Annotated in this window: 13 protein-coding genes and 1 pseudogene; 10 read left to right on the plus strand and 4 right to left on the minus strand. The window is 67.6% G+C overall.

From position 1 onward, the window contains the following. The first annotated feature begins 100 nt into the window (after positions 1 to 100). From ABZS42_RS04415 to ABZS42_RS04425, 3 genes are all read left to right on the plus strand, one after another. On the plus strand, positions 101 to 829 hold the full coding sequence (locus ABZS42_RS04415; protein ID WP_355142493.1) for a hypothetical protein: 729 nt from the start codon (positions 101 to 103) through the stop codon (positions 827 to 829). Positions 830 to 923: 94 nt separating this feature from the next. Next, entirely contained in the window at positions 924 to 3,701 is a 2,778-nt protein-coding gene (locus ABZS42_RS04420) for a hypothetical protein (protein ID WP_355142685.1), read from the plus strand. Between the two features lie 468 nt (positions 3,702 to 4,169). Continuing rightward, on the plus strand, positions 4,170 to 4,400 hold the full coding sequence (locus ABZS42_RS04425) for a hypothetical protein (RefSeq protein ID WP_355142495.1): 231 nt from the start codon (positions 4,170 to 4,172) through the stop codon (positions 4,398 to 4,400). Between the two features lie 99 nt (positions 4,401 to 4,499). Here ABZS42_RS04425 and ABZS42_RS04430 read toward each other — a convergent pair whose 3' ends face one another. Then, positions 4,500 to 5,372 (minus strand): Rieske (2Fe-2S) protein, encoded by an 873-nt coding sequence (locus ABZS42_RS04430; RefSeq protein ID WP_355142497.1) that lies wholly within the window; start codon positions 5,370 to 5,372, stop codon positions 4,500 to 4,502. A 241-nt stretch (positions 5,373 to 5,613) separates the two neighbouring features. Between ABZS42_RS04430 and ABZS42_RS04435 the strand changes: the two genes are divergently transcribed. Continuing rightward, entirely contained in the window at positions 5,614 to 6,105 is a 492-nt protein-coding gene (locus tag ABZS42_RS04435) for a carboxymuconolactone decarboxylase family protein (protein WP_355142499.1), read from the plus strand. 471 nt (positions 6,106 to 6,576) lie between these two features. Here the strand turns inward: ABZS42_RS04435 and ABZS42_RS04440 are convergent, their stop codons facing one another. Then, on the minus strand, positions 6,577 to 6,723 hold the full coding sequence (locus tag ABZS42_RS04440) for a hypothetical protein (protein ID WP_355142501.1): 147 nt from the start codon (positions 6,721 to 6,723) through the stop codon (positions 6,577 to 6,579). A gap of 114 nt (positions 6,724 to 6,837) precedes the next feature. Here ABZS42_RS04440 and ABZS42_RS04445 point away from each other — a divergent pair, with 114 nt between their 5' ends. The 3 genes from ABZS42_RS04445 to ABZS42_RS04455 all read left to right on the plus strand — a co-directional run bounded on the left by ABZS42_RS04445 (position 6,838) and on the right by ABZS42_RS04455 (position 8,347). Beyond that, positions 6,838 to 7,794, plus strand: coding sequence for a HEAT repeat domain-containing protein (locus tag ABZS42_RS04445; RefSeq protein ID WP_355142503.1), 957 nt, complete (start codon positions 6,838 to 6,840; stop codon positions 7,792 to 7,794). Then, a complete protein-coding gene (locus tag ABZS42_RS04450) occupies positions 7,676 to 8,008 on the plus strand; it encodes a HEAT repeat domain-containing protein (protein ID WP_355142686.1) in 333 nt (110 codons plus the stop codon). Before ABZS42_RS04445 ends, ABZS42_RS04450 begins: the two co-directional genes overlap by 119 nt. Positions 8,009 to 8,101: 93 nt before the next feature. Next, on the plus strand, positions 8,102 to 8,347 hold the full coding sequence (locus ABZS42_RS04455; protein WP_355142505.1) for a hypothetical protein: 246 nt from the start codon (positions 8,102 to 8,104) through the stop codon (positions 8,345 to 8,347). A gap of 173 nt (positions 8,348 to 8,520) precedes the next feature. Here ABZS42_RS04455 and ABZS42_RS04460 read toward each other — a convergent pair whose 3' ends face one another. Further along, positions 8,521 to 9,117: a TetR/AcrR family transcriptional regulator gene (locus ABZS42_RS04460; RefSeq protein WP_355142507.1), complete on the minus strand. Its 597-nt coding sequence runs from the start codon at positions 9,115 to 9,117 to the stop codon at positions 8,521 to 8,523. A gap of 69 nt (positions 9,118 to 9,186) precedes the next feature. On the opposite strand from ABZS42_RS04460, the gene ABZS42_RS04465 reads away from it, so the two are divergent. Together ABZS42_RS04465 and ABZS42_RS04470 are read left to right on the plus strand one after the other, a co-directional pair. Further along, positions 9,187 to 9,561 carry a nuclear transport factor 2 family protein gene (locus ABZS42_RS04465; RefSeq protein WP_318399210.1) on the plus strand — a complete coding sequence of 125 codons (375 nt, stop codon included), beginning with the start codon at positions 9,187 to 9,189 and terminating at the stop codon, positions 9,559 to 9,561. A 485-nt stretch (positions 9,562 to 10,046) separates the two neighbouring features. After that, positions 10,047 to 10,180 (plus strand): annotated as a pseudogene (locus ABZS42_RS04470) (IS3 family transposase); the annotation flags it as partial. Between the two features lie 152 nt (positions 10,181 to 10,332). Here ABZS42_RS04470 and ABZS42_RS04475 read toward each other — a convergent pair. After that, positions 10,333 to 11,298, minus strand: coding sequence for a LysR family transcriptional regulator (locus ABZS42_RS04475; protein WP_355142509.1), 966 nt, complete (start codon positions 11,296 to 11,298; stop codon positions 10,333 to 10,335). A 432-nt stretch (positions 11,299 to 11,730) separates the two neighbouring features. Between ABZS42_RS04475 and ABZS42_RS04480 the strand changes: the two genes are divergently transcribed. After that, positions 11,731 to 13,182, plus strand: a complete 1,452-nt coding sequence (locus ABZS42_RS04480) for a mannonate dehydratase (RefSeq protein WP_355142511.1) — start codon at positions 11,731 to 11,733, stop codon at positions 13,180 to 13,182. Positions 13,183 to 13,240 lie beyond the last annotated feature (58 nt).

Consider the following 13,240-nt stretch of genomic DNA (forward strand, 5'->3'; position numbering starts at 1 on the left):
ACGAACTGGTGTACCCCGGGACATGCCTTGTCGTGATTGGATGGCAACCCTGGCGACCGATGCCAGATCTGTCCATGTCACAGGGAGTGGGTGGGGCGGCATGCGCCGATGGTGGTGGCTCAAGATCCTGGTGGGCCTCATTGTCGGTGCGGCGGTCGGCGTGGCGATCTACTACGCGAGCCTGCTCGACGGGCAGAACCTGTTCATCCTCGCCGGAGCGACCGCGGGTGCTGTGACCGCTGTGGTGGTGCACGCGTACAGCGCAGGTGGGATCCGTCTGACGGACGTGAAGGTGACCGTGCCTCAGCTGAGTGAGCTGAACTTCGTGCTCACCCGCGACACGCAACAGGTCGCCTGGCGGCTGTTCAAGGAGATGACGAGCCGGGTGGCGATCCGCCCTCTGGCGCCGGGCACCGGGCGGCTTCGGGAGGCCCTGTCGTCGTTGCACGCGCTGGTGCTGTTCACGCGGCAGATCCTCGATGAGGTGGAACCGAGCCGGCACGTCGGTGCCGCCCCTTCGGTCGAGCACCTAGCGCTCGCGATGATGAACAACGAACTCGCCCCGTTCCTCTCGCGCTGGCATCCGGAGCTACACCTCTGGGAGCAGGAGTCGCCCGGCAGACCCGAGCAGGAGTGGCCAGGCAACGCCGAATGCCGCGCCGAGCTCTCCGCCATGCAGATGCGGTTGGGCTCGTACGTGTTAGGCCTCGGGAAACTCGCCGGCATGAGCGACGAGACGGTCGATGCATTGCTGCACGGGCAGCTGGCCGGCCGCGACACGGCGTCGACGGACCAGGGACATCTGCCGTCGCAGCGCAACGTCGGCTGACCGCCCGTCGGGTTCACGGTTCACGGGAAATCCGATCCGTCCCAACCCTTCAGGACGTTGACAGGGAGGTCGGCTCATCAAGCGCGACGCCTTCATCTCGTACAGCCATCAGCGCGACAAGCAGCTCGCCAAGGCCCTCGAACACGGGCTGAGAAATCTCGCGCGACCGTGGGCTCGACGCTCGGCGATCCGCGTCTTCCGGGACACCACCAGCCTGTCGGCCAACCACGACCTGTGGTCATCCATCCTGGCCGAGCTACAGGAGAGCGAGTACCTCATCTACCTCGCCTCCCCGGAGGCGGCGGCGTCGCCGTGGGTCGGTAAGGAGATCGACTTCTGGGTCGCCAACCGGCCCATGGAACGTCTGCTCATCGCGGTCAGCGCTGGAACACTCGTTTGGGACCCGAACGCCAACGACTTCGACTGGTCGCGTACGAACGCGCTCCCGGAGACGCTGCGCGGGAAGTTCCCGAATGTGCCGCTCTGGGTAGACCTCGCCGAGGTACGGATCGGTAAAAAATACTCGCTGCGGCAGAGTGAGTTCCGGGACGCCGTCGCCACTCTCGCCGCGCCTCTGCATGGACGTACCAAGGACGAGATCGACAGCGAGGACATCCGTCAGCACCGCAACTTCACCTGGGTGCGTCGTTTCGCCTTCACCGTGCTCGTGTTCCTCCTTGCCGCAGTCATGGGCGTGTCCATCGTCGCCGTGCAGCAGCGAAACGAGGCCCTGGACCGGGCGCACACCTCCGCCTCCCAGGCGATGGCGGCACAGTCACTGCAACTGTCCGACCAGGACTCGCGTGTCGCCGCCCAACTCGCGCTGTACTCCCAGGCCGCCCACCCGACGAGCGAATCCGTGCGGGCCGTCGCCTCGGCGGTGGAGGCAAACCAGCACGTCGTACGCCACTTGCGCGGCGGCGCCAACGCCGTGGCGGGATATCGGGGATCCGCAGGCGGGCCTTCCACGGAGGTGGCTCTCAGCCGCGACGGTTCGACCATGGCCTACTACTCGCACTACGAATCCGACCGGGTGGTCCACCTCTACGACATCCGCACGGGCGTCGAGCGCAGGCTGGACACTGGCTCCGTACCGATGGGTGGGGGGTGGCTCGAATTCAGCGCAGACGCCCAGCTCCTGGCGCTCGAGGTTTGGCCCAATCAGATCGAGGTCTGGGACGTACGGCAGGCGACGCGTCTGCGGACGCTGCAGGCCGGCGATCCCACGGAGCTGTCCAACGCCGCTGACGGGCTGTGGGCGACTGCGTTCTCACCGAGCGGACGATGGCTGGCAACCACCTACCACACCTCTGGCACCGAGGATCGCCAGCTCGCCATCTGGGATGCGTGGACCGGTGCGATTCTGGTTCAGAGCGCGAGCCGTGCCGAGCAGTTGGCATTCGACGACCGGGACCGCCTGCTCGCCTGGGAACCGGGTCGGCTCCGTCGTTTTTCACCCAGCAGCCGAGCGTGGACCGTCGTCGGCGAGCCACATCAGATCAAGGCCGAGGAGAGACTCTCCGCACTCTTCCCCGACGGCCGGGCGTTGATCAGCACGGACTCCAATGGCAGGACGGAACTGTGGGACCTGATCGCGGGACGGCGGCAGGGAACCGACCGCGACGGCGGACTGCTGGCGACACTGCCCGCCGACAACCCCGCACAGGTGGTGGGTGCTCGCGGCGGAGCGGTCGAAATCTACGATCCGGCCCTCCGGTCCCAGGCGACCCTCGGCTCGTTTGCCTGGCCCGCCACCAGTGTCGCCGCTTCCGGCGACGGTCGGTGGGTCGCTGTCGGAACGGTCGACGGTGCGGTGACCCTCTTCGATGCCGGTGAATCGCATGTCGGCCGCGCCGTGCCGGCCATGGTGCCGAAGGCGGGCGAACTCACGCCCGACGGGCGGCTCGCCCTGCGTAGGGTCGGCTCGACCACCGAGGTGTGGACAGCAGCAGACGAGGATGCCGGCATCCGACGCCTGGGTACTCTCCCCATCGAGTTCGATCCGATCGACGACGCGATCGCGAGCACCCAAGACGGAACCCGGGCGGTGTTCCTCGACGAGGGAGAGGCGAGCTACACCGCACGACTTACGCTCTGGGATCTCCGCACCGGCGAGCAGGTTGGGAGAGACCAGACCTTCTTCGGCTACGACGTGTCGCTGAGCGCCGACGACGGCATCCACTTCATGGCCGACGGCGTGCACATCGTCGTGCTCGGGCGGGACGGCCCACTGCTCTTCGATACGCGCACCTGGGCGATGCGGACGATCGGCGCGGACGACCGCGCGTTCCACGCCGTGGCGGCCAGCGACGACGGCAGCACCCTCGCGCTCATGGACCTCACCACTGCCATCACGGTCTGGCGGTGGACCGACGGCGAGCTGGAAGAGATTCAGACTGTCCCGTTCTCGTCGGAGGCCACCTTCGACGTGGACCTCACGGTCAGCGCGCGAGGCGACAAGGTCGCCCTGCTCGACGGCGACGGCCGGCTGTTCATCGTCGACGTCGAGAGCGGCGACCTGTCCACCGGGTTGGCGGGGACGGCCGGCGACCGCGCGACCTTCAGCCAGGACGGCCGCCTGCTCATGCAACCAGTCCTGACGGGGCCGGAGGTCATGCTCCGATTCTGGGACACGGGCACCGCCGAGCCCGCCGGAAGTTGGACGCTGCGGCGGAGCAACGAAGTGCGGATGACGATGGTGTCCGGGCGGAACCTGGTCACTCTCGCCTCCGACGGATCACTCACTACCTCGGCAGTGGACCTCGACGCATGGCTGGACACACTATGCGGGCTCGTCGACACGCCAAAGCCGTCCGCGCCGTACGACCGTTACCTGAGCGGCCTGGATATCAACGACCCGTGCCACCATTGACGCCCGCACGGCGGCCTGCCGATTCAGGCGATTGTTCTCTCCACCACCCGCCGGCGAGGCAGAACGAGCCCGATCGATAGCCGAGGCGCTCGAGGTCGTCTCGTCGGGACCATTCCGCAAGCTACTCGCGTACCTCAAAGAGCTTTGGGCGAGGTTCTGAGTGCTCCGTTGTGGCGCCCTCGCATTCCGGCGCCACCACGACCTTCATGCCGAGTCCCAGGCGGGATGCTGGTGGCGCAGTGCCGCCTCCGCGGCCACGAGCGGGAGCCGGATACCCAGATCCGCCGACTGAAGCACTCTGTGCGCCCGCGATTCCAAATCAGGGAGCCTTTTCCACCTCGCTGGAAGGCGACAAGGTGTCTGCGCGCGACGCGCGGGAGTTGGCCATCACGCCGCTATTGCGCCTGCTCGCCCTGCGCACATTGTGACTTCGCATCAGGGCACTGGCCCTCGGATAGGCTGCTGGTCATGGCCGCGCTATGGGGATTGTCGATCGTCGTCGGCGGGCTTGGCGTGCTGCTGACAGGATTCGCTTGGCTGGCACGGCGCGTTCGGCGCAGCGGGGTCGGTGCGCAGATTATGGGACCGATCGACGAGGCATGGAATCCCGGTGCACATCGCTGGCGGCAGGAGATCGAGATCCAGGAGCAGCGCATGCTGCCGTCGACAGGCGCGGACGACCAGCCGCGCCGGGGTTGACTGGCATCGTCCGCGCGCCGCCGGTTCAGGCGCAGGCTGGTGGCATGGTCTGCAGCCCCCACCTACCAGCCTGACCTGCAAAATCAGGTTGGGAAGGGCTTACGGAAGTCTGGCCTCCAGGACGCCGTCGACGACCCGTACGGGCAGCACCTGCTGGTCGGTGCTGGCGGGGCCGTGTACGACCTGGCCGTCCTTCAACTGGAAGGTGCTGCCGTGCCAGGGGCAGACGACGCAGGCCTGCCCGTCGACCTGGATCATCGTGCCCTGCCCGAGCGGCCCGCTCTGGTGTGCGCAGCGGTCCAGCATGACGGTGATGTCGGTGCCGTCGCGGTACACCACCACCGGCACGTCGTCGACCTGCCGGGTCAGCAGTTGGGATTCGGGCAGGGAGTCGACCTCGGCTACCCGGCGCCACCCGTACTCGACCCGGTGCATGTCCGGGGCGCCCTGGTTGACCTGGGCGGTCTGTTTGTAGACGAGGTGGGCGCCGAGGTAGCCGCCGGCGCTCACCGCGGCGAGGCCGAACAGGCCGAGCGTACGGCCGAGTTGGTGTTGCCCGCGTAGCCGTGCGGCGAGCGAGCCCGCGTAGAGGGCGGTCGCCATGGCGTTGGCGGCGGCGTGCACCAGGCCGACTCGCCGTTCCTCCTGCCAGAGCCAGGACCAGTCGTTGAGGCCGGTCAGCGCGGCGGGCAGGGCGCTCGCGGTGCCGACCGCGACCAGGGTCGTGGCGGCCTGCTCCTGTCCGGGCATCCGCCGCCGCCCTGGCAGCAGGTCGAGTACGGCGCTGCTGATCCACGCGCCTATCGGGATCTGCACCAGCGCCGGGTGCAGTGGATGACCCAGCCACACGCCGTGCAGGGCGTCCTTGACCCGTTGCGGCCTCAGTATTGCCCATACCTTGGGCTGTAGCCGGTCCCCGACGGGATCCAGCGCGGAGGCCTGCTCCAGCTTGTTCATCAGAGCTGTACGCATGGCCGCCCCTTCCCCGTTTCCGAGCGCGTAAACCCGGCCTCCATCGGAGCCGTGCGTCGCACCGGTTCGGTGCGGCGGGCCTCGCAGATCACCGCATGCCGATTCACCGCCGACGCCCCAGTCACTGCCAGCGACCCCTGCATGTCCTCCGCATCGCGCCGATTCGTATGCGCGCCAGCAGCACCCGCCTCGCGTCAGGTATTTTCGCTGCAAGATCACCGACGCCGACAGGAGTAACGAGATGAGCGATGTGACCATCACCAACCGGCGGGCCGACAGCTCAGCCAACGAGGACCTGACCAAGCTCGCCCGCCATGGCGCCGACACCTTCGGCTACAAGGCTCACCTGCGTATCGACCGGCAGCTCGCCCAACTCCTGCGCCTGCGGGTTTCTCAGATCAACAACTGCACCTACTGCCTCAACCTCCACTACGAGGCAGCTCGCGACGCCGGCATCCCCCGACCGGTGATCGACACCCTGACCGCCTGGTGGGAGACCGACTTCCACGACGACGCGGCCCGCGCCGCCCTCGCCTACACCGAGGCGCTCACTCGCGTCGCGGATGCGACCGTCGCCGACAACTTCGGTACCCGGCACGACGCGCTCGCCGAGCACTTCTCGCAAGAGGAGATCCTCGAGATCATCGGGATCGTCATCAACATGAACGTCTGGACCCGGCTCAAGATGGCCGAGGGTGCCGTCCCCGGTTTCGCCGAGCAGGCGAGGTCGTGAACCGGTTCACCTGCCAGGCGTGGTGACCGCCGCGAGCGACCAGCTCGCGGGGCTGCTGCCCGACGCCGAGCGAAGCGCGTTCGAGGACCACGTAAGGCCATGGACGTTGGTGACAGCACTTGGATCGTGAAATGGGTGAGGACCTCCGGGTGAGGTGGAGCTTGTCGAAGGTTCCGCGACCCCCGGGAGATCCTCGTGCCCCACGCTGATGCACCCTTGACCGAACGCGGGAAACTGCGTCTGGCCCGCGGTCTCGTCGATAAAAGCGGGCCGCTGCGTCGATCTCCGCCGACGGCCGGGCCACGTTCTGCGATGTCTACAGACCCGGGCATCACGTACGCCGGCACCGGCCCCTGGAACTGTCGCCAGGGCTGACACCACAGCCACCGCGCGGTGCTCCCGGTCGACTTGTGATCAGGGAGCAGGTGCGTGGACGGGGCCGATGGGGCAGTGCTAGCCGGCCTGGCTGGACTACACGCTCTGGGCCGCCCGGCAGGGTGTGTTTCCGGCCGACGCTGCGGAACCCGGCGAGGGATCGAGGACGCCGATCTGTGCTGGCGGCTGGTCGCCGGCGAGCCGGTCGGAGATCAGCTCGACAAGAGGGTCGGTGCGGTTCATCAGGGGCCTCCGCTGGCTGAGGTGAGGGGGCCGCGGCCCAGGCAGCGGCAGAGACCGTCAGACTTCTTCTGACGCGTGGGCTCGTTCCAGACTGGGGTGTGGCATGGTGCCTGGATGATCGACAGCCGGGCAGCGTCAGAGGCAGTGATCCGCCACGCCGTGGACCTGGAGGACGACTACGACGACATCGCCCCGACCGTCACCGCCCTGGCGGCATCCGGCGACATCAGCGTCGTGCCGCAGCTGCGCCAGGCACTGGACCGGTTCCTTGACGAGGGAAACTTCTACGGCCGTGACCTGATCGCTGGTGTCTTGGCCGGTATTGAGGGCGTGGCGGCACTGCCGACGCTGTTGCGCGCCTCCGCGCACGATCTTGGTGACGACCAGGACGGCCTACAGGCTGAGATCGTCGAACTGCTGCACGCTCATCGCGCAGCCAGCCGACCCATCGTGCTCGACTGCATCACGGGCGACACCCCCGAACTTCGCCATGTAGGGCTATGGGCCCTCGGGTTTATGGCCGAAGCACAGGATATTGAACTGCTGGCCGCCACATCGATCGACTCGGATCCAAAAGTCCGGTCCATGGCGGTCGGTTCCATCCCTGATCCGGCCACCAACGACCGGGCATTCGACGTGCTCGTAACGGCCTTGCGTGACCTGGACGAGCAGGTACGAGTGGTAGCGGCGAGCAGTCTCAGCGCCGCTGCCGGCCGTGCGGATGCCGTAGCGCCACTTGTCGCCCTCGCTGACGACCAGAGCGCCCGCGTCCGCTCGACGGCCACGTACGCGCTTGGCAGGATCGGCAGCGACGAAGCGACCCCGACTCTGCGGCGCCTTCTCAACGACGACAGGCGCGTCCGCGAAGAAGCGGTCAACGCCCTAGGCTCGATCGGTGGATCGGCGGCGGTAGATGCCCCTGCTGACACTGGCTGCCGAGGAAGACCCGTACCTGCGAGCTCAGGCCGCCAAAGCACTCCCGAAAGCCGTCGACTCCGATCCCCGCGTGACGCCGCAGCTGACGATGCTGGCGCGAGACGACGAGGCCGCGGTTCGAGCAGCCACGATTAGCGGACTCACCAGCACCGGCGCCAGTCGATCGCACTGGACGCCACTCCTGGTCGAGTTGGCGGACGACCCCGACCCGCTCGTCCGTCAGCGGATCGCGGTCGTAGCACGACGTCTCGCACCCGACGCCGCTCCAGGCATCCTCCGCCGATATGTCGACGACACCGACCCGAGCGTGCGTCGACTAGCCGCGACCGAATTGGAGCGATTCGCGTAGACGTACGTCGCGGGTCACCGGGGCATCGCACCCGCTCTCGTCTACTCCAGCAGCCGATGCGCGTATTCTGGAAGAGCATCGAAGGGGCCTGCCGTGATCCCGACGCTTATGCTCTTCGGCCTTGTGCTCGGACGCTGGTGGCGGTTGTCTCTCATCGCCGCCGCTGCAGGGTGGCCGATCTTGCTTGTTGCGAGCGACGTGGTGAATATCGAGCTAGCGCTGCTGACCGCATCGGGGCTTGCTGTGTCCAACACCGGCCTCGGCGTATTGGTTCATCAAGGCGTCCTGTGGGTGGTACGTAACCACCGGCGTTCCAGATCGTCGCAGTCGAGTGCGTGAGGATCCCCGAGCGGCTCGGGCTTGCGACTCGCGGCAACCACCCTCATGCCGCGAGTCGCGCTGTTGTCAAACGTCATCGGAGGCCAAGACGTCGGCATCCCCGAACCCGGACCCGGGCTGGGTGCACCGGTGAAGATCGAGTGGACCCGGGAGCGGCAGGAGACCGTCGCTGATCAGGGCTCGCGGGCACCGTAGAGGCGCAGGATGCTGTGGCGTAGCGCTGCCGCGGTCTGCGCGGTGGTCATGCGGCCGGCGGCGACTTCGCTGCCGGCCGCATGTCCGAGCGCGATGGTCGCGGAGAACAACCAGGCCGGGCTGAGGGTGCCGTCGAACTCGCCGGTGGCCTGGCCGCGCCTGATCAGCCGCTCCAGGCGCCCGTTGACTGCGGCATGCTGACGTTCGGAGTCCGCCTGGTCAACGGCGGTCGCCGACGGGTGCAGGAGCAGCGGGTACCGGTCGAACAGCCGCCAGGTGACGTCCAGCCAGCGCAGCAGCGCCTCGGTGACGGTGCCGCTGTCAACGTTGGCGGCGTCGAGGGCGGCGACGGCTTCGGCGGTGATTTGGTCGATGACCGCGGCCACCAGCAGCGGCCGGGACGGATAGTGGGCGTAAACCGTTTGGCGGGTGACGCCAGCTGCGGCGGCGACCTGTTCCACCTTCGCGTCCGGATGCTGACCGAGCACCTGGACGGCGGCGTCGAGTACAGCGGCGGCGCTGCGCTCGGCGTCCGAACGCCGCCGCCGGCGCCGACCACGCGTTATCTCTGACATGTTGTCTAATCTACCGCCCGACATTATCCTGGACACCCTGTCAAAGATAAGTCGTTTCAGGGAGATCAAATGACGCCCCGTACCGATCTGACCAGCTATCTAATCCACTATCCGCAGGAAGCGGGGCTGGGCGACGAGGATCCTGCGACTGTGCTTGACCGCTACCACACGCCGGACTATGAGCTGGTCAACGACGGCGTGCTGCTGGACCGGAAGCGGCTGCTGGATCACATCCGTCCGGCCCGCAAACGGGCTGCTGGTCTCCGTGTCGAGGTGGAGCAGGCGCTGGTGGACGGCGACCATGTCGCCGCCCGGTACCGGCTCATCGCGGAGCTGCGTAAGGGTGGCACCATCACCACGGAGATCTACATGTTCGGGGAGTTGGCTGCCGACGGTCGGCTGCGCCGGGCCATCCAAGCCACCCGGACGGTGCCATCCGAATAGCTCCACAGGTACGTCAATCGGCGCCTCGACGCTGATGACCTCAGTGAGGTTCATGCCCGCCGAATTAGGGCTCTGGCTTACCGGGCGTTGAGGTGTCCGCGGGCTTCCGGGTGGTGGCGCAGCGGGTGCGTAGGCGCTGATTGTTGAGCCGCCTTGAGTTGGTTGATTGCCCGAGTACGGGCTTTGTTCGCTGAGTCTTTGGCGAGTTTGAACAGGCGCAGTGCTTCAACTGCACCGTTGGTCGTCTTTGCTGTGGTGGTTGCGCGACCGGCCAGGACCGCGCGGGAGCGGCTTCGGCGTCGATGGCGTCCGTCTTGCCGCTTTAGCGGCGCGTGGCTCGGTCGGTTGGTTGACCTCGATGACGTTGATGCCGTGGTCGTGTAGGTGTCGGGTCAACGCGGTGCCATTAGAGCTGGTGCACTCGATGGCGGCACGCTGCACCGTGCCGTGTGTCCGCGCCCAGGTAAGCAGTTGTTCTAGCCGCCGTTTTCCACTCCGACAGGGCGCAGAATACGGCAGCGGCAGATTTCTCCGACGCCTGCCAGCGGCACGGCATCCGCCGCTCGATGGGCGTGCCGGCTCGTCGTACGACTACGCCCTGGCCGAAGCGTTCTTCGAGGTCGCGGCATAACCCGGTGTCCACAATCCGGGGGAACCTCACTTCGCTGTCGGTTGACTGCCGCCGCGCCGAGGGCCCGGACGGATGGCAGACCGGCCCGCGTAAGCTCGTCCGTCGCCTCACGACCCGATCCGCCGTAACCCGCTGGACGCTCAGCTGCTCGTGTCCGAGATATCCGTGGCAGCCGGGAGTGGCCGTGTGCCGGGCGGTCGGGGTGCTTGAATGATGCGCTCGAGCAGGCTGCGGGCGGCCGGGTTCATCGGCCGGGACATGTCGCGGTATGCGGCTACCCGGCGGCCACAGTTGCCCTCGATTCGGCGTACCCGCACCCCATTGGTGTCGGCGATGTGCACGGCAAGCCAGTTGGTCACGCCAACGCCCAGCCCCGCACGGATCAGCTCGACGAGCGTTTGCGGCTGGTTGGTCGCCTGTACGGGTTCGAGCTCGAAGTTGTGCTCTCGGAAGAGCCGGTAGACCTCGAACTCCGACGACTGCGCGTCGTCGAGGCGTCCGATGGAGATCAGCGGGAACGCCGCCACGGCGGCGACCGTCAATGGTTCCGGGAGTTCGGAGAGTGGATGCTCCATCGGGTGCAGCACCACCAGCGGCTCCCCCCACAGTGGATGGCCGATGACCGAGGGCGCGGTTGGCGCAGGTGACATCGGGCGGAGGCAGACGTCCACCTCCCCGGTTGTCAATGCCTGGTCGAGATCCAGCGTCGCGCGCTCGACAAGCACCACCTTGACGTCCGGGATGGTCCTGGAGACGTCGCGTAGCAGCGTCGGGATGAAGGCCGCGCTCGCGCTCGGGTAGCACCCGAGCGTGACGACTCCCCGTGCCCCGCCGCGCCATGGGGCCATCGCCGCCTCGGCCGCCACCAGCTCGCGCAGCACCGCCCGAGCGTGCACCGCGAGCACGGCGCCGGCCTCGGTCAACGCGACCGGCCGCTTCCGGCGGTCGAACAGGGGTAGTCCCACCTCGCGTTCGAGCGCGGCCACATGCATGCTCACTCGGGGCTGAGAACGGTGTGTCGCTTCCGCCGCGGCCACGAAACTTCCCGTGTCCACCACCCCCAGGAAGGAGACGAACCACTCTAGTCGGGTATCCGTCCTGAGCACCTAGAACCCCCTTGCAGGCCAGGCACGCCGTTGACTCGTACGTCGCGGCAGGGACCGGCATCGGTGAAGAGCAATCAAGGATGTGAATGCCATCATCCGTAACTCGTTCTTAACAGCCGGTGACGGTCGAGGCTAGCGTCTGCCCACACGAACCTAGGTCCATCGTTACTGCCTTGTTACGAGACTCGATCGGTCGCAGCCACCGACAGTCCCGCTGGTCGACTCTGCCCGTCGATCTCGTCGGAAGGAGCCGTGGGCACGGAATGCGATGTGCGTCCGGGCGGTGTCCCGGCAAGTGGTAGCTGGCCACCGTCCCGTCGACAACTCGTGAATACGAAGCCGATGTCGGACCCGACATGGCCGGTCCGACCGCGACCGTGTCGATGACGCGGTCACTCACTGACATGCATCGACGATCGAGAGGTACGCATCATGGCGCAGTCCCGTCGGGACGTCCTCAAGCAAGGCGCATCACTGGCGGCCGTCTCGGCCGCCGGTTTGACCATCTCGGGTAGCGGCGCGCCAGCCGCGGCCGCTGCCGGGGGCGAGACGGTCACCACCGGGCCGAGCGGCGTGGCCTACCCGTATCTGAAGTGGCCCGAGCAGGTAAAGGAGAGCGCGAACACGCCGCGCCTCTGCCAGTGGTTCTCCCGCAATCCGAGCCAGGCCACCGTGCGTCGCTGGCGGCAGGCCGGAGTCACCGGTGCCCTGATCACCAACCCTCCGCCGCTGCCCTGGACCGCGGCCACCCTCATCGCCGACCGGCAGCGGTTGGAGGCGGCTGGTCTGCACATAACTGCGTACCTGATCAACATCACGGACAGCATCGTGCGTGGTCAGGACGGCCGGGACCAGCAGATCGAGTACATCAAGCAGTCGTTGATCGCGGCCGGGCAGGCCGGCATCCGCGTGGTCGAATACAACTTCTACGTCCACCGCCTCACCGAGGGCTACTACGAGCTGATCGACAACGAGGATCGGCTGGGCGCCGGCTACACGGCCTTCGACTACCACCGGGAGGTCGACGGGGTCGCGGTGAGGGACCTGCCGCCGCGCCCCGGCACGCCGCTGCTGACCTACGAGCAGATCTGGGATAACTACAAGTACTTCCTCGACCGGGTGATCCCCGTGGCCGAGGCCGCCGGGGTGCGTCTGGCCGTGCACCCCAACGACCCGCCCGCGGTGATCAGCCGCGGCAACCCGCAGGTGCTCGCGTCCGTCGCGGACTGGAAGCGGCTCATCGACACCTACGACAGCCCGTCCAACGGCCTGACCGTGCACGCGGGAGTGACGCCCGAGGTCGGCCACGACGCCGTCGAGTTCCTGCGCTACGTCGGTGCCAAAGACCGGGTGAACCACATCCACTACCGCAACGTGACCGTGGACAAGCCGCGCGAGCGGTATGCGGAAGTGTTCCCCGACAACGGCGAGACCGACATGTTCGCGTTCATGCGGGAGCTGGTCCGCCAGGGCTACGACCGCGGCGTCCTCGCCGAGCACCCCCGGGCACTGGACTTCGACCGCGAGAACGGCTCGATCGTCGGCCAGTACGCCGGGGTCGGCGGCGGCGGGCACGGCGGTGAGCTATACGACACCGGGTACGCGCGGGCCATGCTCCAGGCGGCGCTGATCATGGAGCGCGGTCGCAAGCCGGTGCTCGACGACGCCGAGGCGCTGGTCAACCGCTTCTACGCCGCCGGCGCGGTCAAGCTCGCCGACCGTGCCCGGATGCAGGCCAACCTGACGGCAGCCGACCGGCTGGCCGAGCAGAGCGAGGCCGCGATCGACCGGTTCGCCGGTGTGGCCGAGGACGTCGAGGACGCGGAGGCCCGGGCCTCGCTGACGTCGATGGCCGCGTACCTCAAGGCCCAACTGCCCACCTGAGCAGCCGTGGGGGCCGGAGGCGGCCCGCGCGCCGGCTCCCGCTGCCCGGTTCCACCGG

It is taken from the genome of Micromonospora sp. NPDC005367 (assembly GCF_040606825.1).
In the GTDB taxonomy this organism is placed as follows: Bacteria; Actinomycetota; Actinomycetes; order Mycobacteriales; family Micromonosporaceae; genus Micromonospora.

Coding starts and splice junctions, on each gene's coding strand:
- ABZS42_RS04430 (WP_355142497.1), bottom strand. CDS start 5,372: ATGCGTACAGCTCTGATGAACAAGCTGGAGCAGGCCTCCGCGCTGGAT.
- ABZS42_RS04445 (WP_355142503.1), top strand. CDS start 6,838: ATGATCGACAGCCGGGCAGCGTCAGAGGCAGTGATCCGCCACGCCGTG.
- ABZS42_RS04465 (WP_318399210.1), top strand. CDS start 9,187: ATGACGCCCCGTACCGATCTGACCAGCTATCTAATCCACTATCCGCAG.
- ABZS42_RS04425 (WP_355142495.1), top strand. CDS start 4,170: ATGGCCGCGCTATGGGGATTGTCGATCGTCGTCGGCGGGCTTGGCGTG.
- ABZS42_RS04440 (WP_355142501.1), bottom strand. CDS start 6,723: ATGAACCGCACCGACCCTCTTGTCGAGCTGATCTCCGACCGGCTCGCC.
- ABZS42_RS04435 (WP_355142499.1), top strand. CDS start 5,614: ATGAGCGATGTGACCATCACCAACCGGCGGGCCGACAGCTCAGCCAAC.
- ABZS42_RS04480 (WP_355142511.1), top strand. CDS start 11,731: ATGGCGCAGTCCCGTCGGGACGTCCTCAAGCAAGGCGCATCACTGGCG.
- ABZS42_RS04460 (WP_355142507.1), bottom strand. CDS start 9,117: ATGTCAGAGATAACGCGTGGTCGGCGCCGGCGGCGGCGTTCGGACGCC.
- ABZS42_RS04415 (WP_355142493.1), top strand. CDS start 101: ATGCGCCGATGGTGGTGGCTCAAGATCCTGGTGGGCCTCATTGTCGGT.